16 protein-coding genes and 2 tRNA genes are annotated in these 25167 nt (G+C 57.8%); 6 read left to right on the top strand and 12 right to left on the bottom strand.

What is annotated here, in order from left to right; all coding sequences use genetic code 11:
- Window positions 1-180 precede the first annotated feature (180 nt).
- Both rssB and rssA read right to left on the bottom strand, forming a co-directional pair.
- On the bottom strand, window positions 181-1194 hold the full coding sequence (rssB, locus tag SK54_RS11680) for a two-component system response regulator RssB (protein WP_003856721.1): 1014 nt from the start codon (window positions 1192-1194) through the stop codon (window positions 181-183).
- Window positions 1195-1283: 89 nt separating this feature from the next.
- Complete coding sequence (gene rssA / locus SK54_RS11675) at window positions 1284-2186, bottom strand: patatin-like phospholipase RssA (RefSeq protein ID WP_023303848.1); 903 nt, start codon at window positions 2184-2186, stop codon at window positions 1284-1286.
- 113 nt (window positions 2187-2299) lie between these two features.
- Here rssA and SK54_RS11670 point away from each other — a divergent pair, with 113 nt between their 5' ends.
- The 4 genes from SK54_RS11670 (at window position 2300) to SK54_RS11655 (ending at window position 4009) form a co-directional block, all read left to right on the top strand.
- Window positions 2300-2764 (top strand): YchJ family protein, encoded by a 465-nt coding sequence (locus SK54_RS11670; RefSeq protein ID WP_023303849.1) that lies wholly within the window; start codon window positions 2300-2302, stop codon window positions 2762-2764.
- A 41-nt stretch (window positions 2765-2805) separates the two neighbouring features.
- Window positions 2806-3648: a formyltetrahydrofolate deformylase gene (gene purU, locus SK54_RS11665; protein ID WP_003856715.1), complete on the top strand. Its 843-nt coding sequence runs from the start codon at window positions 2806-2808 to the stop codon at window positions 3646-3648.
- 157 nt (window positions 3649-3805) lie between these two features.
- Window positions 3806-3890 (top strand) — tRNA-Tyr (locus SK54_RS11660).
- 34 nt (window positions 3891-3924) lie between these two features.
- Window positions 3925-4009 (top strand) — tRNA-Tyr (locus SK54_RS11655).
- A gap of 225 nt (window positions 4010-4234) precedes the next feature.
- On the opposite strand, the gene narI is transcribed toward SK54_RS11655, so the two are convergent.
- The 5 genes from narI to SK54_RS11630 all read right to left on the bottom strand — a co-directional run bounded on the left by narI (window position 4235) and on the right by SK54_RS11630 (window position 12673).
- Complete coding sequence (gene narI / locus SK54_RS11650; RefSeq protein WP_023303851.1) at window positions 4235-4912, bottom strand: respiratory nitrate reductase subunit gamma; 678 nt, start codon at window positions 4910-4912, stop codon at window positions 4235-4237.
- Complete coding sequence (narJ, locus tag SK54_RS11645; protein ID WP_017384242.1) at window positions 4912-5622, bottom strand: nitrate reductase molybdenum cofactor assembly chaperone; 711 nt, start codon at window positions 5620-5622, stop codon at window positions 4912-4914. Before narJ ends, narI begins: the two co-directional genes overlap by 1 nt.
- Window positions 5619-7154, bottom strand: coding sequence for a nitrate reductase subunit beta (gene narH, locus SK54_RS11640; protein WP_017384243.1), 1536 nt, complete (start codon window positions 7152-7154; stop codon window positions 5619-5621). The genes narJ and narH overlap by 4 nt, the downstream gene beginning before the upstream one ends.
- A complete protein-coding gene (locus tag SK54_RS11635; protein WP_032669675.1) occupies window positions 7151-10894 on the bottom strand; it encodes a nitrate reductase subunit alpha in 3744 nt (1247 codons plus the stop codon). Before SK54_RS11635 ends, narH begins: the two co-directional genes overlap by 4 nt.
- Before the next feature lie 381 nt (window positions 10895-11275).
- Complete coding sequence (locus SK54_RS11630; RefSeq protein WP_017693303.1) at window positions 11276-12673, bottom strand: NarK family nitrate/nitrite MFS transporter; 1398 nt, start codon at window positions 12671-12673, stop codon at window positions 11276-11278.
- A gap of 309 nt (window positions 12674-12982) precedes the next feature.
- Between SK54_RS11630 and narX the strand changes: the two genes are divergently transcribed.
- A complete protein-coding gene (narX, locus tag SK54_RS11625; RefSeq protein ID WP_017384246.1) occupies window positions 12983-14779 on the top strand; it encodes a nitrate/nitrite two-component system sensor histidine kinase NarX in 1797 nt (598 codons plus the stop codon).
- On the top strand, window positions 14772-15422 hold the full coding sequence (gene narL / locus SK54_RS11620; RefSeq protein WP_003856701.1) for a two-component system response regulator NarL: 651 nt from the start codon (window positions 14772-14774) through the stop codon (window positions 15420-15422). Before narX ends, narL begins: the two co-directional genes overlap by 8 nt.
- A gap of 1 nt (window position 15423) precedes the next feature.
- Here the strand turns inward: narL and SK54_RS11615 are convergent, their stop codons facing one another.
- The 5 genes from SK54_RS11615 to ntrB form a co-directional block, all read right to left on the bottom strand.
- Window positions 15424-16842, bottom strand: coding sequence for a YchO/YchP family invasin (locus SK54_RS11615; protein WP_017384247.1), 1419 nt, complete (start codon window positions 16840-16842; stop codon window positions 15424-15426).
- A 174-nt stretch (window positions 16843-17016) separates the two neighbouring features.
- On the bottom strand, window positions 17017-19494 hold the full coding sequence (locus SK54_RS11610; RefSeq protein WP_047365556.1) for a nitrate reductase: 2478 nt from the start codon (window positions 19492-19494) through the stop codon (window positions 17017-17019).
- Complete coding sequence (nirB, locus tag SK54_RS11605) at window positions 19491-23477, bottom strand: nitrite reductase large subunit NirB (RefSeq protein ID WP_073971603.1); 3987 nt, start codon at window positions 23475-23477, stop codon at window positions 19491-19493. The genes SK54_RS11610 and nirB overlap by 4 nt, the downstream gene beginning before the upstream one ends.
- Before the next feature lie 12 nt (window positions 23478-23489).
- On the bottom strand, window positions 23490-24278 hold the full coding sequence (locus SK54_RS11600) for an ABC transporter ATP-binding protein (protein WP_015570359.1): 789 nt from the start codon (window positions 24276-24278) through the stop codon (window positions 23490-23492).
- A gap of 9 nt (window positions 24279-24287) precedes the next feature.
- Window positions 24288-25166 carry a nitrate ABC transporter permease gene (gene ntrB / locus SK54_RS11595; RefSeq protein WP_048247220.1) on the bottom strand — a complete coding sequence of 293 codons (879 nt, stop codon included), beginning with the start codon at window positions 25164-25166 and terminating at the stop codon, window positions 24288-24290.
- Between the last annotated feature and the right edge of the window lies 1 nt (window position 25167).

Below are 25167 nucleotides of genomic sequence, written 5' to 3'. Positions count from 1 at the left end.
TCAAGTTTTGAACTTTTATGCATTGAATAACGCGTTGAGTATACAGTCTCAGCCACTAATACGGGTCTGAAAAGAACGCGTTGCCGATCAATTAAGACAAATACGCATGAAACTTGCAGCAATAGTAGCACTGCCAGCAAAAACACAGGTAAAGCAATCTGAAAAATAAAATCTGACTGCTTACTCCGTGGACAACATTAAGCGTAACCGCCCTCCGGCACCCCAAATTTGGCACTGCCAGGAGGTGCAGCGATGGCTAATTTGATTAAGGTAAGTATTTCCCAGCGTACCCAACGGCACGCCGTTGCTCACCTGAATATGGTGTTCGCCAGTATTCAGCGTGGCATTTAAACCCGCAGAGACCAGAATAAGGTTATTCAACCCGCTGTGATAATAGCCAACCAGAAGCGGGAACTGCCCCGGCAAATTGGCCTGGCGAAAAAGTTGGTTGACCTGTTTTAGTAAACTGCCTAACTCAGGAAGTCGTTGCCCCTGATGGGATAATTGTTCCTGTAGCAATCCATTAAACAGCGCACGGAGTAATAAGGCCGCCAGAACGCCGTTATCTCCCGCCCGGGTAACATCCAGGCAATAAAAAGCGAGGTCAGAATCTGATAACGGCGCAATATCCAGCACCAGCCCAGGCTGGTCAGCCGCTACCAGCTGGCGATAATTTACTCTGCAATGAGAGATATTTTGCTGCACCGGCGGCTGAAGTTCCTGAAGCAGCTTCGCGGCCGCGAGCGGATTACTGACTAAAGCATCCCAGTCCTGGAAAAGACGTTCTTCTTCTTCCACCCGGGAATTAAACATATTGGGATACAGGCAGGCCAACACCGTTTCACGCAGACGGTTCAAATCTTTAACCGGTTTGAGCAGAATATCCTGCACACCTAAACGCAACGCCTTAGCAATATCCGCCATATTTTCGGTTGCCGAGATCACCAGTATCGGTGTCTGATAACCTTCATTACGCAGGTTTTCCACCAGCATTAATCCGTCCATGCGCGGCATTTCAAGGTCGCAGATCATCAGATCAGGCGCCATGCTGGCCATTTTTTCCAGTGCCTCGACGCCATCTTCGGCAAGGGACGTGGTTGCACCCAGTGAGGATAACCACGAATCCAGTAGCGATCGGAAAACGGGCTCGTCTTCTACTATCAAAATATGTTTTCCGGCCAATGGCTGTGTCATGGTTCCTCCCCTGGCTGACAGTTACTCAATAGTGGCATGCTATTGGTACTATCGCCTGTCAGATTTTGCTGAAGTAATCAAAAAAGTGCTCAACGTGCTGTACGCACAAAAGGCAACAGTTCATCTATTTTCTTTTCGACGGCTAACGAGCCCGCTGCTATGGCGGCCTCAGCCCGGTGGAAATCAAGGGTAGAGATTTGTGGACAATAGGGTTGAATAAGAATATCCGGAGGATCGCCAGCCATACGGTTTCGCTTCAGGCGATTCTCAAGGATTTGAATAGAGGTCGTCATGATTTCAATGGCGTTCGGCGCGGTCACCGCGCGACGGGCGGTCAGGCGCCCTATTCTGCCGCGTAATCGCGCATGCCAGGCAAGTTTCTCTTCTTCCGTGTCATCGCTCTGAAGATTAACCGGCATCAAATCCTGCTGCATAAGGTGTGCGTCGTGCTGTAAATCCACGGCAATAACGATATCCGCCCCCATGGCGCGCGTCAGAGAGACAGGGACAGGATTCACTACGCCCCCATCAACGAGCCAGTAGCCGTTGTGAGGCACAGGCGCCATTAACCCCGGCATGCTACAGGATGCACGAACGGCGAGATGTATATCCCCTTCAGTGAGCCATAACTCCCTGCCCGTACTGAGGTTGGTTGCAACGGCCCCGAAAGGCATTTGGCAGTGGCTGAAGTCAGCGAGGGGCATTATCTTACGAAACTGATTGAACACGCGTTCGCCGCGCAGCAGGCCGCCACGCTGCCAGGAGAGATCCATCAGGCGCAGCACATCCCAGTAACTGAAGGAGCGCACCCAGCTTTCAAGCTCCGGAAGCTTACCGCAGGCGTACGCGGATCCGACCAGCGACCCGATAGAACATCCTGCGACAATATCAACGTCAATCCCCATCTGGTTTAAGGTATTGATAACGCCAATATGTGACCAACCCCGGGCTGCACCTGAGCCCAACGCCAGTCCAATTTTTACCTTTCTCATTAGCCCTGTTTTACTTCCCCTGGATTCCCGACATAGCGTCAACGCACCTGCTCAGTTAACATATTGCTACCTTAAGCGTTTAACGCCTTATTTTTTGTTCCAGGAAGAGAATCGTGTCTCAACTCTGCCCCTGTGGTAGCGCTCTGGAGTATAGCCTATGTTGCCAGCGATATCTTTCTGGCGAGCAGGTTGCACCAGACCCGTCACACCTTATGCGCTCGCGGTATACTGCTTTTGTGATCAAAAACGCAGACTACCTGATTAAAACCTGGCATCCGTCCTGCCATGCTGCCGATTTTCGCCAGGAGATTGAAGCCGGATTTGCCAACACCGTCTGGCTGGGCCTCACCGTCTTTGAAGCCGCTCCCGGCCGCGATGCCAACGAGGGCTATGTCAGTTTTGTCGCCCGCTTTAGCGAACAAAACAAACCCGGCGCCATCATTGAACGCTCACGGTTCTTAAAGGACAGCGGGCAATGGTATTATATTGACGGCACACGTCCGCAATTCGGTCGTAACGATCCCTGCCCCTGTGGTTCAGGAAAAAAATTTAAAAAGTGTTGCGGCAGTAATGCCTGACAACTCAGACTTCGCAAATACATAAACAGGATTTCCCGGCGATGCAATCATTACAACGTAAAGTTCTGCGCACTATCTGTCCCGATCAAAAAGGGCTGATCGCACGAATTACCAACATTTGCTACAAGCATGAACTGAATATCGTGCAGAACAACGAGTTCGTTGACCACCGTACCGGTCGCTTCTTTATGCGTACCGAACTGGAAGGCATTTTCAACGACACAACCCTGCTTGCCGATCTGGACAGCGCCCTGCCGGAAGGCTCGGTGCGTGAGCTTAACCCGGCGGGCCGTCGCCGCATTGTCATTCTGGTCACCAAAGAGGCGCACTGCCTGGGCGATCTGCTGATGAAAGCCAACTACGGTGGCCTGGACGTCGAAATTGCCGCCGTCATTGGCAACCACGAGACGCTGCGTACGCTGGTTGAACGTTTCGACATTCCGTTTGAACTGGTCAGTCACGAAGGCCATACCCGTGAAGAGCACGACAACCTGATGGCTGCTGCGATTGAAGCGCATAACCCGGACTACGTGGTGCTGGCGAAATATATGCGCGTGCTAACGCCATCCTTCGTGGCGCGCTTCCCGAACAAGATTATCAACATCCACCACTCCTTCCTGCCCGCCTTTATTGGCGCGCGTCCGTATCACCAGGCATACGAGCGTGGGGTGAAGATCATTGGCGCAACCGCGCACTACGTGAATGACAATCTGGACGAAGGCCCAATCATCATGCAGGACGTAATTCACGTGGATCACACCTACACGGCAGAAGATATGATGCGTGCTGGCCGTGACGTTGAGAAGAACGTACTGAGCCGTGCGCTGTATCAGGTACTTGCCCAGCGCGTCTTTGTGTACGGCAACAGAACGATTATTCTTTAATCCTTCGGAAAATGAATTGATTAGCTTTACGCCTTTACGGATAAAAAGCAGGCAAACAGCTTCATTTCCCTAAAGGAATGCTTTACAGGGGCGTCTCATTTGATATGATGCGCCCCGCTTCCAACAGGAAGCAGGCCAGTTAAAAGCATTACCCCGTGGTGGGGTTCCCGAGCGGCCAAAGGGAGCAGACTGTAAATCTGCCGTCATCGACTTCGAAGGTTCGAATCCTTCCCCCACCACCATCTCCAGCTTTACCTCAAAATATGAATTACCCCTGGTGGGGTTCCCGAGCGGCCAAAGGGAGCAGACTGTAAATCTGCCGTCATCGACTTCGAAGGTTCGAATCCTTCCCCCACCACCATCACTTCCAGATTCTTAAGCACTCATTCAAGCACAATGCACCATATTTCTCGATGCCGGGAGTAATCCTTCCCTGCCTGTTTTCCACGGTGGCGCTTCGCTTACCGGGGCTACAAATAGGGTCTGTAGGCCGGGTAAGGCGCAGCCGCCACCCGGCATCCGCACGCCCCGCTGGATCGGGGACAAAAAAAACCCCGCAAATGCGGGGTTGTATTAATACAGCGAATCAGCGACGAGCACGCACAATCTGATATTTGCGCGTCAGGTACTCCACCGGCGCACTCCAGATGTGCACCAGGCGAGAGAACGGGAACAGCACAAACAGGGTCATACCCAGCACCAGGTGAACGCGGAAGATAAACGCCACGCCGTCCAGATGCTCAGAAGCGCCCCCGCGGAAGGTCACGACAGACTGCGCCCATCCCACCAGCTTCATCATTTCGCTGCCGTCCATATGCTGCGCAGAGAACGGAATGGTCAGCAGACCAAGCGCACACTGCACCATCAGCAGGGAGAGGATCAGGATGTCCGCTCCGGTCGTGGTAGCCCGCACGCGTGGGTTGAACAGACGGCGTTTCAGCAGCAACAGACCACCCACCAGGGTCATCACGCCGCAGGCGCCGCCGGCAATCATCGCCATCTTCTGCTTCACGTCAATCGGCAGCCACGCTTCGTACATCCAGTGCGGGGTCAGCATCCCCAGGAAGTGACCGGCGAAAATCCCCAAAATCCCGATGTGGAACAGGTTTGACGCCAGGTTCATCCCTTTACGATCCAGCATCTGGCTGGAGGCAGCACGCCAGGTGTACTGGCCATAGTCATAACGCAGCCAGCTTCCCACCAGGAATACGGTGCCCGCGATATACGGGTAAATGTCAAAGAAGAACATATTCAGGAAGTGCATTAGTGCTGTCCTCCGTTAGAGATATTCAAATATTGCGGAGCCACCGCTCCGGCAAAACGACGCTGATGCGCGGAGATTTCAGATTCGCCACAGCTCTGGTCAGCAAAGAATTTCACCTGCTCCTCTTCCCAGACGGCATCCAGTGCTTGTGGGGTATCGTCACGGGCTTCATCCGCGATTTTTTCCGCCACTTTTTGACTGTCAACCGAGGCGTTAGCCAGTTTCACCAGCAGATCGAACAGGACTGCATAGCTGCTCTCACGTTGCTGGAGACGCGCGCCGAGCAACGCCAGAATGGGAGCAATGTCCTGCAACCCGCCCAGCGCTTCCTCTTTCGGCAACTGCGCCAGATATTCCAGATACAGCGGCAGGTGATCCGGCAGCTCGCGGCTGTCGAGTTGCAAACCGTGCTGCTCGTACTGGCCCATCAGATCCACCATCGCCTGACCACGGTCGCGGGATTCACCGTGAACGTGTTCGAACAGCAGCAGAGACGTGGCACGGCCCCGGTCAAACAGCTGGCTGTAGTCCGCCTGCGCATCAAGAAGATCGCGTGCCAGCAGATCGCGGAGGAAAACGCCCAGCTTCTGGGCATCCTCTTTATCCAGGTTTTCAGATGACGCGAGTGCATCAAAGAGTTCCTGTTGATGCTGCACAAGCGCAGCATCAGGGTACTCGAGCAGACGCGAAACAATGACGAGTTCAATCATTGGTGCGGCTCCGTTTTGCTGGTCACATCCATCGCGTCAATGCGGCGGCTGTTGAACAGGTTGAATTTGCTGTCTGACCCGTGGCAACCGTCGCCAAAGGTAAAGCCACACCCACTTTTCTCCGGGAAGGCCTCGCGAGCCAGTTCACGGTGGCTGCTCGGCACCACGAAACGATCTTCGTAGTTAGCGATTGCCAGATAGCGGTACATCTCCTGCGCCTGCGCTTCGGTCAGACCAACCTCCTCCAGCGCGCGGGTATCGTTAACGCCGTCAACGGTTTCGGCACGTTTGAAGTGACGCATCGCCAGCATACGTTTCAGCGCCAGCAGGACCGGCTGGGTATCCCCTGCGGTGAGCAGGTTGGCCAGATACTGAACCGGAATACGCAGGCTTTCCACGTCCGGCAGAATGCCGTTGCTACCCAGTTCACCCGCGTCCGCCGCAGACTGAATCGGAGACAGCGGCGGCACGTACCAGACCATCGGCAGCGTGCGGTATTCCGGGTGCAGCGGCAGGGCCAGCTTCCAGTCCATCGCCATTTTGTACACCGGGGACTGCTGTGCGGCGTCAATCACGCTCTGCGGAATACCGTCTTTCAGCGCCTGCTCAATAACCTTCGGATCGTTTGGATCGAGGAAGACGTCCAGCTGACGCTGATACAGATCTTTCTCGTTCTCGGTGCTTGCGGCATTTTCAATCGCGTCCGCGTCGTACAACAGCACGCCGAGGTAGCGGATACGACCTACGCAGCTCTCTGAGCAGACGGTCGGCATACCGGCTTCGATACGCGGGTAGCAGAAGATGCACTTCTCAGACTTACCGCTCTTCCAGTTGAAGTAGATTTTTTTGTACGGGCAGCCGGTGATGCACATACGCCAGCCGCGGCACTTGTCCTGGTCGATCAGCACAATGCCATCTTCTTCACGCTTGTAGATGGCGCCGCTTGGGCAGGTCGCCACGCAAGCCGGGTTAAGGCAGTGTTCGCACAGGCGCGGCAGGTACATCATGAAGGTGTTTTCGAACTGGCCGTACATCGCCTTCTGCATGTTCTCGAAGTTCTGGTCTTTGGCGCGTTTTTCGAACTCGCCGCCCAGAATCTCTTCCCAGTTTGGACCGCTGGTAATTTTGTCCATGCGCTGGCCGGTGATCAGCGAGCGAGGACGGGCGATCGGCTGGTGTTTGCTTTCCGGCGCGTTGTGCAGGTTCTGGTAGTCGTAATCAAACGGCTCGTAGTAATCATCAATGCCCGGCAGATGCGGGTTAGCGAAGATTTTACCCAGCAGCATGGCACGGTTACCCATGCGCGGTTGCAGTTTGCCGTTGATTTTACGGATCCAGCCGCCCTTCCACTTCTCCTGGTTTTCCCAGTCGGTCGGGAAGCCGGTGCCCGGCTTACTTTCCACGTTGTTGAACCAGGCGTACTCCATACCTTCACGGCTGGTCCAGACGTTTTTACAGGTGACTGAGCAGGTATGACAGCCGATGCATTTATCCAGATTCAGCACCATGCCGACTTGTGAACGAATTTTCATTTTACGCTCTCCTGTACCTGGTCATTACCTTCGCCATCTAACCAGTTAATATTCTTCATCTTACGTACCACCACGAACTCATCGCGGTTCGATCCTACGGTGCCGTAGTAGTTAAAGCCGTAGGCCAGCTGGGCATAACCACCGATCATGTGGGTCGGCTTCGGCGTAATACGGGTCACGGAGTTGTGAATACCGCCGCGCTGCTCGGTGATCTCAGACCCCGGCAGGTTAACGATACGTTCCTGCGCGTGGTACATCATGGTCATCCCGGCCGGTACACGCTGGCTCACCACCGCACGTGCCGTCAGGGCGCCGTTGCTGTTGAACACTTCGATCCAGTCGTTATCTTCGATACCCAGATCTTTGGCGTCCGCTTCGCTCATCCAGACGATTGGCCCCCCGCGCGACAGCGTCAGCATCAGCAGGTTGTCGCTGTAGGTGGAGTGGATACCCCACTTCTGGTGCGGCGTCAGGAAGTTCAGCGCCTTCTCAGGGTTACCGTTCGATTTCGCGCCCATCACCGCTTTCACGGAGCGGGTGTCGATTGGCGGACGGTAAACCAGCAGGCTTTCACCGAAGTCACGCATCCACTGGTGATCCTGATACAGAGACTGGCGGCCAGAAAGCGTGCGCCATGGGATCAGCTCGTGAACATTGGTGTATCCGGCGTTATAGGACACATGTTCATCTTCGAGGCCAGACCAGGTCGGGCTGGAGATAATCTTGCGCGGCTGGGCCTGTATATCGCGGAAGCGGATTTTCTCTTCCTCTTTATTCTTCGCCAGGTGCGTGTGGTCACGACCGGTAAACTCACTCAGGGCCGCCCACGCTTTCACCGCCACGTGGCCGTTGGTTTCCGGGGCCAGGGTCAGGATCATCTCTGCCGCATCAATTGCCGTGTTCAGCATCGGCTGGCCTTTCGCCGGACCGTCTGCTTTGGTGTAATTGAGCTTGCGCAGCAGATCCATTTCGCTCTGGGTGTTCCAGGCGATGCCTTTACCGCCGTTACCGATCTTCTCCATCAGCGGGCCGATAGAGGTAAAGCGTTCGTAAGTTGCCGGGTAATCACGTTCAACCGGAATAATGTGCGGCGCGGTTACGCCCGGGATCAGATCGCACTCGCCTTTTTTCCAGTCCTTCACGTCCAGCGGCTGCGCCAGTTCGGCAGCGGAGTCGTGCTGGATTGGCAGCGTCACCACGTCGGTCTCTTTGCCCAGGTGCCCTACACAGACTTCAGAGAATTTCTTCGCAATGTCTTTGTAAATTTCCCAGTCGCTTTTTGATTCCCACGCCGGGTCAACGGCCGCCGACAGCGGATGAATAAACGGATGCATATCCGACGTATTCATGTCGTCTTTTTCGTACCAGGTGGCAGTAGGCAGCACGATGTCGGAGTACAGGCAGGTACTGGACAGACGGAAGTCCAGCGTCACCACCAGATCCAACTTGCCGTCGAGACCGTTGTCTTTCCACTCCACTTCTTCCGGCTTCACGCCGCCCTGCTTGCCGAGATCTTTACCCTGAATACCGTTTTCGGTACCGAGCAGGTATTTCAGCATGTACTCGTGGCCTTTACCGGAAGAACCCAGCAGGTTAGAGCGCCAGATGAACAGGTTACGCGGATGGTTTTTACCGTTCTCCGGCTGTTCTGCCGCGAAGCGGATTGAGCCGTCTTTGAGGGATTTAACGGTGTAGTCCACCGGTGACATGCCCGCCTGCTTCGCCGCTTCCGCAATACGCAGCGGGTTCGTACCCAGCTGCGGCGCAGACGGCAGCCAGCCCATACGCTCAGCGCGCACGTTGAAGTCAATCAGGTGGCCGCTGTAGCGGGATTTATCCGCCATCGGCGACAGCAGCTCCTGGGCGGTAACCGTCTCGTAGCGCCACTGGCTGGAGTGGTTATAGAAGTAGGAGGTGCTGTTCATGTGACGAGCCGGACGCTGCCAGTCAAGGGCAAACGCCAGCGGTTGCCAGCCGGTCTGCGGACGCAGTTTTTCCTGGCCCACGTAGTGCGCCCAGCCGCCGCCGCTCTGCCCGACGCAGCCGCAGAAGATCAGCATGTTGATCAGGCCGCGATAGTTCATATCGAGGTGATACCAGTGGTTCAGACCGGCACCGACGATGATCATGGAGCGACCGTGGGTTTTGTCGGCGTTTTCCGCAAATTCGCGGGCGATACGGGTGATCTGGGCGCGTGGCACACCGGTGATCTGCTCCGCCCAGGCTGGGGTATAAGCCTTCACGTCATCATAGCTGGTCGCGCAGTTTTCGTCGTTCAGGCCGCGCTCCAGGCCGTAGTTCGCCATGGTCAGATCGTAGACGGTAGTGACCAGAGCAGTAGAACCGTCCGCCAGTTGCAGGCGCTTCACCGGCAGCTTGTGCATCAGAACGTTTTGCAACTCAACCTTGTTGAAGTGCTCGGAACCTTCACCACCAAAGTACGGGAAGCCGACATCGGCGATCTCATCCTGGCTGCCCAGCATGCTGAGACGCAGCTCCGTCTCTTCACCCGTAGTGCCGTTACGCTGCTCCAGGTTCCATTTGCCTTTTTCGCCCCAGCGGAAGCCGATAGAACCGTTTGGCGCCACCAGCTCGCCGTTGCTGTTGCAGGCGACCGTTTTCCACTCCGGGTTGTTTTCCTGACCCAGCGCATCCACCAGATCCGCGGCACGCAGCATACGGCCTGCGGCGTAATAGCCGTCACGCTCTTCGAGCATCACCAGCATTGGCATGTCGGTATAGCGACGCACGTAATCGGTGAAATACTGGCTTGGCTTGTCGAGGTGGAATTCACGCAGCATGACGTGGCCCATCGCCAGCGCCATTGCGGCATCGGTACCCTGTTTCGGCGCCAGCCACAGGTCGCACAGTTTGGCGATTTCGGCGTAGTCCGGGGTCACGGCGACGGTTTTGGTCCCTTTGTAACGTACTTCGGTAAAGAAGTGCGCATCCGGGGTACGGGTCTGCGGAACGTTAGAGCCCCAGGCGATGATATAGCTGGAGTTGTACCAGTCAGCGGACTCCGGCACGTCGGTCTGCTCGCCCCAGGTCTGAGGCGACGCTGGCGGCAGGTCGCAGTACCAGTCGTAGAAGCTCAGGCAGGTACCGCCGATGAGTGACAGGTAGCGCGCGCCGGAGGCGTAAGAGACCATCGACATCGCCGGGATTGGCGAGAAGCCTGCCACACGGTCAGGACCGTAGGTTTTCACGGTGTAGACGTTAGAAGCCGCAATCAGCTCGTTCACCTCTTTCCAGGAAGAACGAACGAAACCACCGCGACCACGCGCCTGTTTGAAGCTTTTCGCTTTGTCGGCATCTTCAATAATGGAGGCCCAGGCATCAACCGGATCGCTGTGCTGCACTTTCGCTTCACGCCACATTTTCATCAGGCGTTTACGCATCAGCGGGTATTTCAGACGGTTGGCGCTGTAGAGATACCAGGAGTAGCTGGCCCCACGCGGGCAGCCGCGCGGCTCGTGGTTCGGCATATCCGGACGGGTACGCGGATAATCGGTCTGCTGCATTTCCCAGGTCACCAGACCGTTTTTAACGAAAATCTTCCAGCTACATGAGCCAGTGCAGTTTACGCCGTGGGTAGAACGGACAACTTTGTCATGCTGCCAGCGTTGACGGTAACCGTCTTCCCAGTCCCGGTTGGTATCCAGAACCTGGCCGTGCCCATCGGCAAAAGTTTCACCCTTCTGTTTGAAGTAGCGAAACCGGTCCAAAAATTTGCTCATCGGGTATCTCCTGTGTGGAGCCTGTGGCTCTCTAAATCGACATTGCTGATTTGCAGCGAAGGTAACGCTATGAAAGATGGTGAGAATTGATAACGATCAAGACGAAGGGGGACTCTGAGGGGGGGTATTAGATCAAATACCACCAAAGCGGTAGCCGTTAATATTTTTTAACTTTATGATTTATATAGATATATTTTATTTATCGTACAATAAGCGAGGCAAAATTTAACATCTTAGGTATTAAGGGGTAGAAACACCTGTAAAGCGATGGCGATCACAGCGTTACCTGCGTATGACCACAGGAAAAGCTATTAGTATGTTGTAACTATTTAGCGATTAAAAAAAGCGCGGCACTCAGGCCGCGCAAACGGATAATCAAGCTTACTTGTTTTTCTTGGTATTACGGCCATATACCAGCCAGGTGATGACCACGCAGGCGATATAGAAGACGAGGAATATTTTCATCGCACCCGCCGGAGAGCCGGTCAGATCCAGTGAGATGCCGAACGCTTTTGGAATAAAGAAGCCGCCAATCGCGCCAATCGCAGAGATAAACCCAAGCGCCGCAGCGGTATCGGTGGCGGCTTCACGCATTGCCTGCTCGTCGCTCCCACCCTGCGCTTTGACGCGGTCCATGGTCAGCTTGCGGAAGATGACAGAGATCATCTGGAAAGTAGACGCACTGCCCAGCCCGGCGGTCAGGAACAGCACCATGAATACGCCGAAGAAGGCAAAGAAGTTACCCCCCTCACCACCCGCAGGCAGCGTCAGGAACAGCAGCGCACAGAAGATGGCCATCACAACAAAGTTCACCAGCGTAACGCGCGTTCCCCCCAGACGGTCGGAGATCATCCCGCCCAGCGAACGTGCCAGCGCGCCGATAAACGGACCGAAGAAGGCAAACTGAAGGATCTGCACGTCCGGGAACTGGGTTTTAGACAGCATGGCAAAACCTGCGGAGAAACCGATGAACGAGCCGAAGGTCGCCAGATACAGCAGCGCCATCACCCACAGGTGGCCACGCTTCAGCACTGGCAGCTGCTCGCTCAGTGACGCTTTGGACGCGGACAGATCGTTCATGAAGAACCACGCAGCCAGGGTAAAGACCACCAGGAACGGTACCCAAATCCAGGAGGCGTTTTGCAGGAACAGCACGGAACCGTCGGGCTGCGTCACACCGCCGCCGCCAAAGGCCGCAAAGATGGAGACAGAGATCGCCAGCGGGGCAATCAGCTGCATCACGCTCACGCCCATATTACCGAGGCCGCCGTTAATGCCCAGCGCACCACCCTGCTTCGCTTTCGGGAAGAAGAAGCTGATGTTTGCCATACTGGACGCAAAGTTCGCCCCCGCAAAACCGCACAGCAGAGAGATAATCACGAATACGCTAAACGGTGTGGAGGTATCCTGCACCGCAAAACCGAGCCACACGCACGGTACGATCATGATCCCGGTACTGAAAGCCGTCCAGCGACGACCACCAAAGACCGGCACCATAAACGCGTAAGGAACGCGCAGCAGTGCGCCTGAAAGCGACGGCAACGCGGTCAACATAAACAGCTGATCGGTGGTAAAGGTAAAGCCCACTTTTGGAAGGTTAACCGCAACCGCACTAAACAACATCCAGACGCAAAACGCCAGTAACAGACATGGAACGGAAATCCACAGATTACGACTTGCTACACGATGGCCGCGCTGTTGCCAGAACGCCGGATCCTCTGGACGCCAGTCTGTAATAACGGCACCAGTTTCCCTTTCGGGAGCGGAAGAGTGACTCATAGACACCTCTGATTCTCGAATGATGCTGCAAACATTAGGGCTTTAGAGCGGCGGTAAGTTGATATAAATCAAAGGAAAAGTGGGAGGTTTTGCGGCGAAAAAAAAGCCATCACTCTTAATGAGTAGATGCAAAACGTAAAAAAGGTGTGGTTTTTCACGGTGCTGACGCATCCCTGCTTCGTCCACCCACTAACCGCTACCCCTCTGGCAATTTAGAGGTAATCCTTTATTGGTATGGGTATACTCCAGGGTATGCACCAGAATAGCGCCATTCCTGCAATCAGGTCACGTCAGGAGCCCGGCAACTCTATGTTAAAAAGATGTTTATCTCCGCTGACGCTGGTTAACCAGCTGGCGCTTATTGTTCTGCTGTCCACCGCTATCGGCGTGACCGGCATGGCTATTTCTGGCTGGCTGGTACAGGGTGTACAGGGTAACGCGCATGCCATCAACGAGGCAGGCTCGCTACGTATGCAGAGTTACCGGCTGCTGGCGTCGGTGCCGCTGACGCAGGCTGACCAACCGCTTATCGACGAAATGGAGCGTACCGCATTCAGCCCTGAACTGGAAAGAGCCGCCATCCGTGACGGTCAGCAATCTCAGCTTAAGGCGCTTCAGGGCTACTGGCATACCCAGCTGGAGCCTGGGTTAAAGCGGGCGGAAGACCGGGAAACGGTCGCCCGGGACGTCGCCGGGTTTGTGTCACGCATCGATCATCTTGTCTCCTCATTCGATCGCACCACAGAGTTACGCATTGACCGTGTGGTGATGGTTCACCGCGCAATGGCGCTGTTTATGGGTTTGCTGCTAATTTTCACGGTTATCTGGCTGCGCGCGCGGTTGCTTAACCCCTGGAAACAGCTCCTGGCGATGGCCCGCGCCGTCACACAGCGCGATTTTACCCAGCGCACGCACATCAGCGGGCGCAACGAAATGGCGATGCTCGGCGAGGCGCTCAACACCATGTCGGCAGAGCTATCAGAAAGCTACGCGGTACTGGAACAACGCGTCCAGGAGAAAACCGCCGGGCTTGAGCAGAAAAACGAGATCCTCTCTTTCCTCTGGCAGGCGAACCGTCGCCTGCATATGCAGGTCCCGCTTTGCGAACGTCTCTCGCCGGTACTGAACGGCCTGCAAAATCTGACTCTGCTCCGCGATCTTGAGCTTCGGGTTTACGACGTTGAAGATGAGGAAAACCATCAGGAATTTACCTGTCAGTCGGACATCTCCTGCGACGATAAAGGGTGTCATCTGTGCCCGCGCGGCTTGCCGCCACTTACCACCAGCGGCACGACCCTCAAGTGGCGGCTGATGGACAGCCATACCCAGTACGGTATTTTGCTGGCCACCCTGCCCGCCGGACGTCACCTGAGCCACGACCAGCAGCAGCTGGTCGATACGCTTGTTGAGCAGCTCACGGCCACGCTGGCGCTCGACCGCCACCAGGAGAAACAGCAGCAGCTGATCGTGATGGAGGAGCGTGCCACCATCGCCCGCGAGCTTCACGACTCCATCGCCCAGTCCCTCTCCTGCATGAAGATGCAGGTGAGCTGCCTGCAAATGCAGGATGAAGGCATGCCCGAGAGCAGCAAACAGCTGCTCAGCCAGATCCGCAACGAGCTTAACACCTCGTGGATTCAGCTTCGCGAGCTGCTGACCACCTTCCGTTTGCAGCTCACCGAGCCGGGGCTGCGCCCTGCGCTGGAATCCAGCTGTCAGGAGTTTAGCGCCCGGCTGGGCTTCCCGGTGAAGCTGGATTACCAGCTGCCACCGCGTTTTGTCCCCTCTCACCAGGCGATCCACTTGCTGCAAATTGCCCGCGAAGCCCTGAGCAACGTGCTCAAGCATGCCGAGGCGACGGCCGCCACGGTCACCGTCAGCTGCCAGGATAATCAGGTGAAGCTCAGGGTTCAGGATAACGGCCGCGGCGTGCCGGAAAATGCCGAACGAACGAACCACTATGGTTTAATTATCATGCGAGACCGCGCGCAAAGCCTGCGCGGTGATTGCCAGGTTCGCCGGGGAGAGTCAGGTGGCACCGAAGTTGTGGTCACCTTTATACCCGAAAAGCCCCTCATAACTGCTCAAGGAGAAAACCATGACTAATCAGGAACCGGCATCTATCCTGTTGATTGACGATCATCCGATGCTGCGCACTGGCGTTAAACAGCTTGTCAGCATGGCGCCAGATATCACCGTCGTCGGGGAAGCCAGTAACGGCGAACAGGGTATTGAACTTGCCGAATCGCTCGATCCTGATTTGATCTTGCTCGATCTCAACATGCCGGGCATGAATGGCCTGGAAACCCTCGACAAGCTGCGGGAGAAATCCCTCTCTGGCCGGGTGGTGGTCTTCAGTGTCTCAAACCATGAAGAAGACGTGGTCACCGCTCTCAAGCGAGGGGCAGACGGCTATCTGCTGAAAGATATGGAGCCGGAAGATCTGCTTAAGGCGCTGCAACAGGCTGCCGCAGGCGAGATGGTGCTGAGTGAAGCGTTAACGCCGGTACTGGCCGCCAGCCTGCGTGCGAACCGCGCCACGTCTGATCGTGACGTCAGCCAGTTGACCCCGCGCGAGCGTGACATTCTGAAGCTGATTGCCCAGGGGCTGCCGAACAAAATGATCGCCCGCCGTCTGGACATCACCGAGAGCACGGTCAAAGTGCATGTCAAACACATGCTGAAAAAAATGAAGTTAAAATCCCGCGTCGAAGCCGCCGTCTGGGTGCATCAGGAGCGCATTTTTTAACTTACTCATCCGGCAGCAACTTCCACCGTGGATCGTCGGCAGGCATTGCGACGAGCGGTTGCACCACGGAAAGCGTGATCTCATTGGAGGAGACACGCTGCCCATCCTTATCTTCCACCACGGCCGTAAGCCGCCATGTATTTTTCGCCCCTTCCGAATCATCCCATGCAGGCATGATCACACTCCAGCCATCGCTGCTGTTGCCGTTTGCCGGTGAGGTCAGGCTGAGCGCCTGGGTATCACCCAGCCAGTGGATCTGCCGGATACCGTGCGTGCTGCGAATTTGCAGCTTCAGCATCACCGTTTCGCCTGGCTTAAGATCCCACGGCGGCGTGGCCAGATATACCGAGAGGGTTTTGCGCTGACGGAATTCCATCACGGGCAGATTATCGCGATCGGGTGAATCATAGCGGCTGCCCCGCAGCGAGCGCGTCGCCGCCACTTCCCCGGCGGAAAGCTGTTTCGCCAGCGGCACGCCAAAACGATAGTTGAGCTTCAGCCCGAGGTTATTCTGGCTAACGCCGCTCTCCCCCTGCTTATGGGCAGCGGTCAGGGTGACCAGCGGTACGGGGGTATAGTTCAGCCCCAGGTTGACCGCAACCGGGTTGTGATACCCCGTACCGCTGTTAAACAGATCGACGTTATCGCCAAAATACTGTTCAAAGCTGACGCTGGTGTTCAGGTGGTGAAACCAGGGAAGCCAGGCTTTGGCCGTTACGTCGTATCCGCGCGCCATGCGCTGCTCGCGGATGTCGGAACGCGGCTGCCAGCCAGCGAACGGCTGGTAGTAATTGGCCGACAGGCGCAGGTTTTCACCCCACGCCTCTGCGCCCAGCCCGGCACGTTGCAGGTTGTCTTCCAGCAGGTTGTCGTAAAAAGTGTTGTAGCCCAGCAGCCAGTTTCCGGCAACCCAGCGCTGACCTGCCCCGACGTTACTCACCAGCCCGTCTGTCTGCTGCGTCAGCCCAAGCTGGCTCCAGCTCAGATAGCGGGTATTGTCGTTCCAGGGGATAAACCAGCTTCCGCTGCTGCCGTTAAAGTTGCCGTCGTCATCCACCAGCACATTGACGTTGGCGTTTCCCCAGGGTGAAAGCCAGGATTCAATCTGCTCGTTGACTTCCCCGCTCACGGCATCCCGCACCTTGCCAAACGCGAACTGTCGCGCCTGCTGCCCGGCCGTCAGGCCGTTATCGGTCATACTGGCTTCACCGAAGGCCTTAGCCATTTCAGCCAGATGCTTTTCGCCTTCGCTGGTCGGTTGCGCCATGCCGAGATCCGGCAGACTATCGCCGTTGTTATCAAACGGATTTTGCGCCTGCTGCACGAAGGATTTCGGCGCACCATGAACGGCTCCAGCCGTAAAAAGGGGGAGTAACAGCAAAAAACGGATGCGGGACGATACAGCCTTCAACGTCGTCAATCAGAACCTGTGTTTATGAACAAACACTTATTATGTTAACGCCATAAGCCCTGAAAACCAGTCTTAAGAGAAATTTCAGGAATATCCTGAAAAGATTTGTCGGGTGGCGGCTTCGCCTTACCCGACCTACAAATTCGTACCGGTGCGAAGCCGCCACCCGACGCCCTTTCACTATTATCCCAACAGCGCTTTCAGCTCCGGCACGCAGGAACCACAGTTCGTGCCGCAGCGCAGCTTCACGCCCAGCGCTGGGGCAGAATCACAGCCTCCGGCTATTGCCTTACGTATCGTATTTTCACCCACGCTGAAGCAGCTACAGATAATTCGCCCGGGATCGGCATCTTCGTCCGGCCGTTGCCCGTGCAGCAGCGCATGGCGTTCAGCAAGTTGGACGGGCGCAGCAGCAAAGGCTTCTTCAATAAACGCATGCGCCAGCGCCGGCAGCGTATGGCCCTCCCAGTAGCCCAGCATCAGCTCACCGTGATGCCAGGCGAGCACGCTGCTGCGTTCTCCCGTCTGTGCCACCTGTAACTGCCAGCCCCGACCGCTGGCGTACGCCATGATCCACGACAGCAACGGCTGCTCCCCCGCCACCGTCAGACGTGAGGCTTTACGCCACCAGCAGACCGACGGCGGCAGCGCTGGCAGCTCGCGGGCATACAGTTCACCCTGCCAGGCGGGTAGCCAGGGCATGATCCTCACCGCGGTTTGTTTACTCTCCGGCTGGCCGGACCCGGCATCAACCCGCCCTTCCACCAGCGCATTGACCTTACCCTGCCGGGCAAATTGTGCGTTCCAGTGCATCGGCGCAAACAGCTCGCCTGCACGCTGCGCGGTGGAGATACGTACTCTGGCAACCATCACTCCGCGCGGGGAGCTTACCCGCGCCAGCTGGCCGTCAGTCAGCCCGGCGCGCGCCGCATCGGTTGCGTTCATCTCAACAAAAGGCTCATCGATATGCTGCATCAGACGCGGAACATACCCCGTGCGCGTCATGGTGTGCCACTGATCGCGGATCCGCCCGGTATTCAGTATCAAGGGGTACCATTCGTCGACGCCTGCCCCATGCGGGGAGGGGTCAACCGGAACAAGCGTTCTTTGCGGGAAATCACCGGCATGCCACTGATACGGCGCCAGCTCGTCCCACGCCTCTCGCGACAGCGACGCCAGTTCGCGCAGGTTTAGCGCCCGTTCGCCGTTATTTTCAAACGCCGTCAGCGCCGCATGTTCACAAAATATCTCCTGAGGGTGTTCCCAGGCGAAGGCATCGCCATAACCGAGCTGGTCTGCGATCCGGGCGATGATCCACCAGTCCGGTCTGGCCTCGCCCGGCGCAGGCAGAAAGGCGCGCTGGCGGGAGATACGGCGTTCAGAATTGGTCACCGTGCCGTTTTTCTCGCCCCAGCCCAGGGCGGGAAAACGGATATGGGCAAACCGGCTGGTGTCCGTCTCCTGCATCACCTCAGATACCATGACCAGCGGGCAGGCCGCCAGCGCCTGGCACACCGCGTGGCTGTCGGGAAGTGACACGGCAGGGTTGGTGCCCATGATCCACACCGCCTTCACCTCGCCGCGGGCAATGGCGTCAAACAGTTCCACCGCCATCAGGCCCGGGGTCTGCGCCAGCCGTTCCGTTCCCCAGAAACGCGCCACGCGCGAGAGATCGTCCGGCTCGAAGTTCATGTGCGCCGCCAGCTGGTTCGCCAGTCCCCCCACTTCCCGCCCGCCCATGGCATTTGGCTGTCCGGTCAGCGAAAACGGGCCGCAGCCAGGACGGTTGAACTTCCCGCTGGCAAGATGCACGTTAATGATGGCGTTGCACTTGTCGCTGCCGCTGGAGGACTGGTTGATCCCCATGGTGTAGAGCGTGATCGCGCGTGGCGCGGTGACAAACCAGTCGTAGAAGGTGCCAATCTCGTCTGAAGGCAGATCGCAAAACGCCGCCACGCGAGGGATCGGCCACTCGCCGCGCCCCTGAATCAGATTGAGCAACCCCACAAACAGCCCGGCGTCACTGCCGGGTCTGAGCGCGAGGTGGAGATCGGCGATATCGCAGGTGGCGGTTTTACGCGGATCGATCACGACCACTTTCATCTGCGGATTGTTGTGTTTTGCCTGCACCAGCCGCTGATACAGCACCGGATGCGTCCAGGCCGCGTTCGAGCCAACGAGTACCACCAGATCGCTGTTTTCCACGTCCTCGTAGCTGCACGGCACCACGTCTTCACCGAAGGCGCGTTTGTAGCCCACCACCGCCGATGACATGCACAGCCGCGAGTTGGTATCAATGTTCGCCGCCCCGATAAAGCCTTTCATCAGCTTGTTGGCGGCATAGTAATCCTCGGTCAACAGCTGGCCGGAGGCATAAAACGCCACCGCCTGCGGCCCCCATTCGTTGATAATGTTCCGCAGCCGCTCGCCCGCTTCGCCCAGCGCCTGCGGCCATGCCACCTCCCGGCCATCGACAACCGGGCGCAGCAGTCGTCCCTGTAGCCCCGTGGTTTCCCCAAGGGCGGATCCTTTTACGCACAGACGACCGAAATTCGCCGGATGAGTTTCATCCCCCCGAATGCTCACCTTTTCACCGTCTGCGCTGGCGACCACGCCGCAGCCCACCCCGCAGTAAGGGCACGTTGTCCGGGTTTCCGTCATGAGGCCTCCGCGCGCATCACCAGCTCTTCATTTCCAACCCACACCTTGCCGTTTTCGATTTTTACCGGCCAGGCACGCACCGCAGGCGCCCCGCTCTCAGCCTGACACCCGTCGCGCAGACGAATACGTTGCTTGTAGAGCGGCGAGATCACCACCGGTTCCCCCGCCGCATCGCCGAGGATGCCGCGTGAAAGCACGTTCGCGCGGCTGCCCGGCTCCCGATCGTCGAGGGCATAAACGGTTTTGCCAAAGCGGAACAGCGCAATCGGTTTGCGCCCAAGATGCGCGCCAATGCCCGCCTGCTCCGGGATCTCGTCGATATTACAAATTTCCTGCCAGCGCTTGTTCCCCTCCGCGGCGGGGACGTTTACCGCGGTGCGGAACAGCGCCAGGCGGTCAGGATCGTTAAGGGTGGTTTGCCATTCGCACTGGTAGGTCTCCACCACCCGGGCTATCTCCTGCTCCAGCTCGTGGGCGATCCCCAGGCTGTCGTTGAGGATCACCTCGCGCAGATAGTCGAGGCCGCCTTCCAGGTTATCCATCCAGGTACTGGTGCGTTGCAGACGATCTGCCGTGCGAATGTAGAACATCAGGAAACGGTCAACGGTGCGGATCAGCGTTTCGTCGTCCAGATCGCTGGCGAAGAGATCCGCGTGGCGCGGCTTCATCCCGCCGTTGCCGCACAGATAGAGGTTCCAGCCTTTGTCCGTGGCAATCACCCCTACGTCTTTGCTCTGCGCCTCTGCGCACTCACGGGTACAGCCGGAGACCGCCATTTTGATTTTGTGCGGCGCGCGCAGCCCCTTGTAGCGGTGCTCCAGCCTGACCGCGAGGCCGGTGGAATCCTGCACGCCGTAGCGGCACCAGGTCGACCCGACGCATGATTTCACCGTGCGCAGGGATTTCCCGTAAGCATGTCCGGTCTCAAACCCGGCCTCTACCAGCGCCTGCCAGATTTCCGGCAACTGTTCGAGCGTGGCGCCAAACAGGTCAATACGCTGCCCGCCGGTAATTTTGCTGTAAAGGCTATAGCGTTTCGCGATCTGGCCGATGGCGATCAGCCCGTCGGCGGTCACTTCACCCGCAGGCATCCGCGGGACGATGGAGTAGGTTCCGTCCTTCTGAATATTGGCGAAATAGCGGTCGTTGGTGTCCTGCAACGGCAGATGCGCCGGTTTCAGCAGATACTCGTTCCAGCAGGAAGCCAATACCGATCCCACCAGCGGCTTACAGATCTCGCACCCGTGTCCCTGACCGTAGCGGCTGATAAGCTGGTCGAAGGTGCGGATATGGTTGACGCGCACCAGGTGATAAATCTCCTGACGCGAGTACGGGAAGTGTTCGCAGATATCCTTTTTCACCTCCACGCCCTGCTCTGCAAGCTGGAACTCCATCACCTGCTTCACCAGCGCGCTACAGCCTCCGCAGCCGGTCGCCGCTTTGGTGCACTGCTTAATGGCGCCGATATCCGTCGCACCCGCGCTTACCGCCTGGCAGATATCCCCTTTGCTGACGTTATGACACGAACAGATCTGCGCGCTTTCCGGCAGCGCCGCCACGCCCAGCGCTTTCGGCGCGCTGCCTGACGATACGGGTAAGATCAGCGTTTCCGGCTCTTTTGGCAGGCTGATGCCGTTGAGCATCATCTGCACCAGCGTGGCGTATTCGCTGGCATCGCCCACCAGCACGCCACCCAGCAGGGTTTTGCTGTCGTGGCTGACCACAATCTTTTTGTAGATTTGCTGCGGCCCGTGCGTCCACTGGTAGCTCAGCGCACCCGGCGTGCGCCCGTGAGCATCGCCAAACGACGCCACATCCACGCCCAGCAACTTGAGTTTGGTACTCATATCCGCGCCGGTGAAGCGCTTCTCCTCACCCGCCAGCACAGCGGCGGCCACGCGCGCCATCTGGTAGCCCGGTGCCACCAGGCCAAAGATTTTCCCATCCCACAGCGCGCATTCACCGATGGCAAGCACATCCGGATCCGAGGTCCGGCAGCCGTCGTCAATGCAGATCCCGCCGCGCTCGCCGACAGCCAGCCCGCTGCTGCGCGCCAGCGCGTCCTGCGGACGAATACCAGCAGAGAAGACCACCATGTCCGTTTCCAGCTGTTCACCATCGGCAAAGCGCAGCACCAGCCCGTCGTCTGCGGTGGCAATCTCCGTCGTCGATTTACTGGTGTGTACCCCTACGCCCAGCGCCTCAATTTTCTTGCGCAACATTGCCGCGCCGTCGCTGTCGAGCTGCACCGCCATCAGGTTAGGCGCAAACTCCACCACGTGGGTTTCCAGCCCGAGCTGCTTAAGCGCATTCGCCGCCTCCAGCCCCAGCAGGCCGCCGCCAATTACCACGCCGCGGCGAGAGCCTGCCGCATGGGCCGCAATGTTGTCCAGATCGTCGAGGGTGCGGTAGACAAAACAACCCGGCAGATCGTTGCCCGGAACGGGTGGTACGAACGGGTACGAGCCGGTCGCCAGCACCAGCTTGTCCCAGTGAGTCTCATGGCCACTGGCGGTACGCACTACGTGTGCATCACGATCGATAGCGACGATCTGCTGCGAGAGGCGCAGCTCAATGCCGTTATCGGCAAAGAACGCCCCCGCCACCAGCGAGAGCGAGTCCGCGCTGCGTCCGCCAAAATATTCCGACAGATGCACGCGGTCATAGGCGGCATAGCGCTCTTCGCCAAAAACAATAATCTGATACTGCTGATGCAAATTGCGGTTAACGCAGTCTTCGAGGAAATGATGGCCGACCATACCGTGCCCAACCACCACCAGAGTAGGTTTTGTCATAGCGTTCTGTCCTGCAACCTGCGGTTGCGTTGTGAAACGATCGAACAGCCAGTCCGCGTGGGCGGGCGCAGCCGTTGCCAGTAAATCGGTAAAGGTTGCCGCGCTGCGGCAGTCACCCATCAGCAGCACGCCAGCCAGCGCCCCCTGATGGATCAGTAAACGTCGATAGTGACGGGTCAGCGGGTCCCATGAACTCCAGACCACATCGTCCGCCTGCGCCGTCGCGCGTCCGAGGCTGAACAGCGCCACGCCGGTCATCTTAAGGCGCACGCCGTTGTCGGTCAGGGTAAACGGCGCGGTGACCTCCCCGGCCAGCCGCGCGGCAAGAATATCCGCCTGCGCCAGACAGGGGGCGACCAAGCCAAACGTCTGGCCGTCAATTTCGCAGCACTCGCCGATGGCGTAGATATCCGGCACGGAGGTTTGCATCTGCTGATCCACCACGATGCCGCGCGCGCAGCGAATGCCGCTGGCTTTTGCCAGCGCGACGTTGGGCTGTACACCCGTAGCCAGCACCACGCGCGTGGCGGCGATGCGGCGTCCGTCGAGCAACGTCACGGCATCGTCAGCGATGGCCGTGATGCCGGAGGCGAGTTCACAGCGTACGCCCCGCTTCGCCAGCGCCTCGTCAAGCAGCAGTCCCGCCTGCTGATCCAGCTGCTGTTCCATCAGCCACGTGCCGCGATGGATAAGCGTGACGTTGTCACCGTTTCGCGCCAGGGCTGCCGCTGCCTCCACGCCGAGTACGCCGCCGCCCAGCACTACCGCCGGCCCGGAGATATTCTGGATGGCGCGGGTCTCTGCCAGGGTGCGAAAGGTGAACACATGCGGTGCATCGCCGCCGGGGATCGGCGGCACTACAGGGGTAGACCCGGTGGCAAACACCAGCGCATCCCAGCCCAGCGTGCGAGCAGAGGTATGCACTTCACGCGCGTTGACGTCTACTGCGAGCGCCTTTTCTCCTCGCAGCACCGTCACGCCTCGTGCCGTGTACCAGTCTTCATCGTGCAGACAGATGTGCTCCGCCTGCTTTTCGCCACCCAGCACCGGTGAAAGCTGGATGCGGTTGTACGCCTGCTCAGGCTCGTCACCGATGACGGTGATAGCGAAACGACCGGGAACACGCCCGGTGAGCGACGCAATCAGCCGGGTTGCCGCCATACCATTACCGATAATGACCAGTCGCATCGTGCCCCCTCATTACGCCGCTTTCGGCTGTTTTTCGTAGAGGAAATGGAGGATCTGCTGGCGCATGTGGTGATAGCGGCTGTCATCCGCCAGCTGCACCCTGTTGCGCGGGCGCGGCAGATCGACGCGCAGGATCTCACCCACGGTGGCCGCCGGGCCGTTGGTCATCATCAGTACGCGGTCAGAGAGCAGTACCGCCTCGTCCACATCGTGGGTGATGAGCACGATGGTGGTGTTCAGCGCCTGCTGGATCTGCATCACCGAGTCCTGAAGATGGGCACGCGTCAGCGCATCGAGCGCGCCAAACGGCTCATCCATCAGCAGCACTTTCGGCTTCATTGCCAGCGCCCGGGCAATCCCGACGCGCTGCTTCATACCGCCGGAGATCTCCCCGGGGCGCTTATGCAGCGCGTGGCCCATCTGCACCCGGTCGAGGTTGTGCTCAATCCACGCTTTGCGCTCGGCCTTACTCATGGTGTGACGGAAAACCTGATCCACCGCCAGCGCCACGTTGTCGAAGCAGGTCAGCCACGGCAGCAGCGAATGGTTCTGGAACACCACCGCACGCTCTGGCCCCGGCCCGGCGATTTCGCGGTTGTCACAAATCAGCCCGCCTTCTGTCGGCAGCGTGATCCCGGCGATCAGGTTTAACAGCGTCGACTTGCCGCAGCCGGAGTGACCAATCAGACTGACGGTTTCGCCCTCGTGGATATCAAAAGAGACGTTTTGCAGCGCCAGAAACTCGCCGCTGGCGGTGGAAAAACGCTGGCTCACGGCCTGGACCTGAATTAACGGTTTCATCTTCACTCCTTATTTTTCCTGCCAGCTAAAGCGACGGGCGATCAGCATCAGCCCCTGCTCCAGCAGCAACCCGACCACGCCAATGATGACGATGGCGATGAGAATGTTTTCGACGTTGAGGTTGTTCCACTCATTCCAGATCCAGAAGCCAATGCCTATACCTCCGGTGAGCATCTCGGCGGCGACAATCACCAGCCAGGCAATGCCAATGGAGAGGCGTACCCCGGTCAGCACCGCAGGCAGTACGGCGGGAAAAAGAATGCGACGCATGATGGTCCACTCTGAGAGTTGCAACACCCGGGCCACGTTGAGGTAGTCCTGCGGAATACGGCGTACCCCTTCAGCGGTGTTGATCACCATCGGCCAGATGGAGCAGATAAAAATGGTCCAGCTCGATGCAGGCTCCGCTTTCTGGAACAGCAGCAGGCCGATAGGCAGCCAGGCCAGCGGGCTGACCGGACGCAGGAGCGCGATCAGCGGGTTGAACATGCGCGAGAAAAAGGTGAAGCGGCCAATCAAAAAGCCCAGCGGAATGCCCGCCATCGCTGCCAGACCGAAGCCGATGGCGACGCGCTGCAACGACGCCAGCACGTTCCAGCCAATGCCCATATCGTTTGGCCCGTCGCGATAAAACGGATCGGCAAACAGGGTCATGGCCGAATCGAGCGTGCTGAGCGGCGTCGGAAAGCCTTTACTGTTTATCGCCGCCAGCTGCCAGAGCACCACCAGCAGGCCGAGACCGAGCAGCGCCGGGATGACGCGCTGTAAAAAATCATTCATCCGACGCGTAAACACTGGCGTACGACGGCGAACCTGTAGCGGAGGCAGGACAATCACTTCCCCGCTCTCTGACGTCTCTTGTGGTTTTGTATTTTGCAGATGCTGCATA

The organism is Enterobacter sp. MGH120 (assembly GCF_001037725.1).
Classification (GTDB): domain Bacteria; phylum Pseudomonadota; class Gammaproteobacteria; order Enterobacterales; family Enterobacteriaceae; genus Enterobacter; species Enterobacter hormaechei_C.
This window is presented reverse-complemented; position numbering and strand designations above follow the sequence as displayed.

Excerpts from the sequence above, each read along its gene's own strand:
- rssA (WP_023303848.1), bottom strand. The coding sequence starts at position 2,186 with ATGAGAAAGGTAAAAATTGGACTGGCGTTGGGCTCAGGTGCAGCCCGG.
- narJ (WP_017384242.1), bottom strand. The coding sequence starts at position 5,622 with ATGATTGAACTCGTCATTGTTTCGCGTCTGCTCGAGTACCCTGATGCT.
- SK54_RS11630 (WP_017693303.1), bottom strand. The coding sequence starts at position 12,673 with ATGAGTCACTCTTCCGCTCCCGAAAGGGAAACTGGTGCCGTTATTACA.
- narI (WP_023303851.1), bottom strand. The coding sequence starts at position 4,912 with ATGCACTTCCTGAATATGTTCTTCTTTGACATTTACCCGTATATCGCG.
- ntrB (WP_048247220.1), bottom strand. The coding sequence starts at position 25,166 with ATGCAGCATCTGCAAAATACAAAACCACAAGAGACGTCAGAGAGCGGG.
- SK54_RS11610 (WP_047365556.1), bottom strand. The coding sequence starts at position 19,494 with ATGACGGAAACCCGGACAACGTGCCCTTACTGCGGGGTGGGCTGCGGC.
- SK54_RS11600 (WP_015570359.1), bottom strand. The coding sequence starts at position 24,278 with ATGAAACCGTTAATTCAGGTCCAGGCCGTGAGCCAGCGTTTTTCCACC.
- nirB (WP_073971603.1), bottom strand. The coding sequence starts at position 23,477 with ATGCGACTGGTCATTATCGGTAATGGTATGGCGGCAACCCGGCTGATT.
- narL (WP_003856701.1), top strand. The coding sequence starts at position 14,772 with ATGACTAATCAGGAACCGGCATCTATCCTGTTGATTGACGATCATCCG.
- rssB (WP_003856721.1), bottom strand. The coding sequence starts at position 1,194 with ATGACACAGCCATTGGCCGGAAAACATATTTTGATAGTAGAAGACGAG.
- narX (WP_017384246.1), top strand. The coding sequence starts at position 12,983 with ATGTTAAAAAGATGTTTATCTCCGCTGACGCTGGTTAACCAGCTGGCG.
- SK54_RS11635 (WP_032669675.1), bottom strand. The coding sequence starts at position 10,894 with ATGAGCAAATTTTTGGACCGGTTTCGCTACTTCAAACAGAAGGGTGAA.
- purU (WP_003856715.1), top strand. The coding sequence starts at position 2,806 with ATGCAATCATTACAACGTAAAGTTCTGCGCACTATCTGTCCCGATCAA.
- narH (WP_017384243.1), bottom strand. The coding sequence starts at position 7,154 with ATGAAAATTCGTTCACAAGTCGGCATGGTGCTGAATCTGGATAAATGC.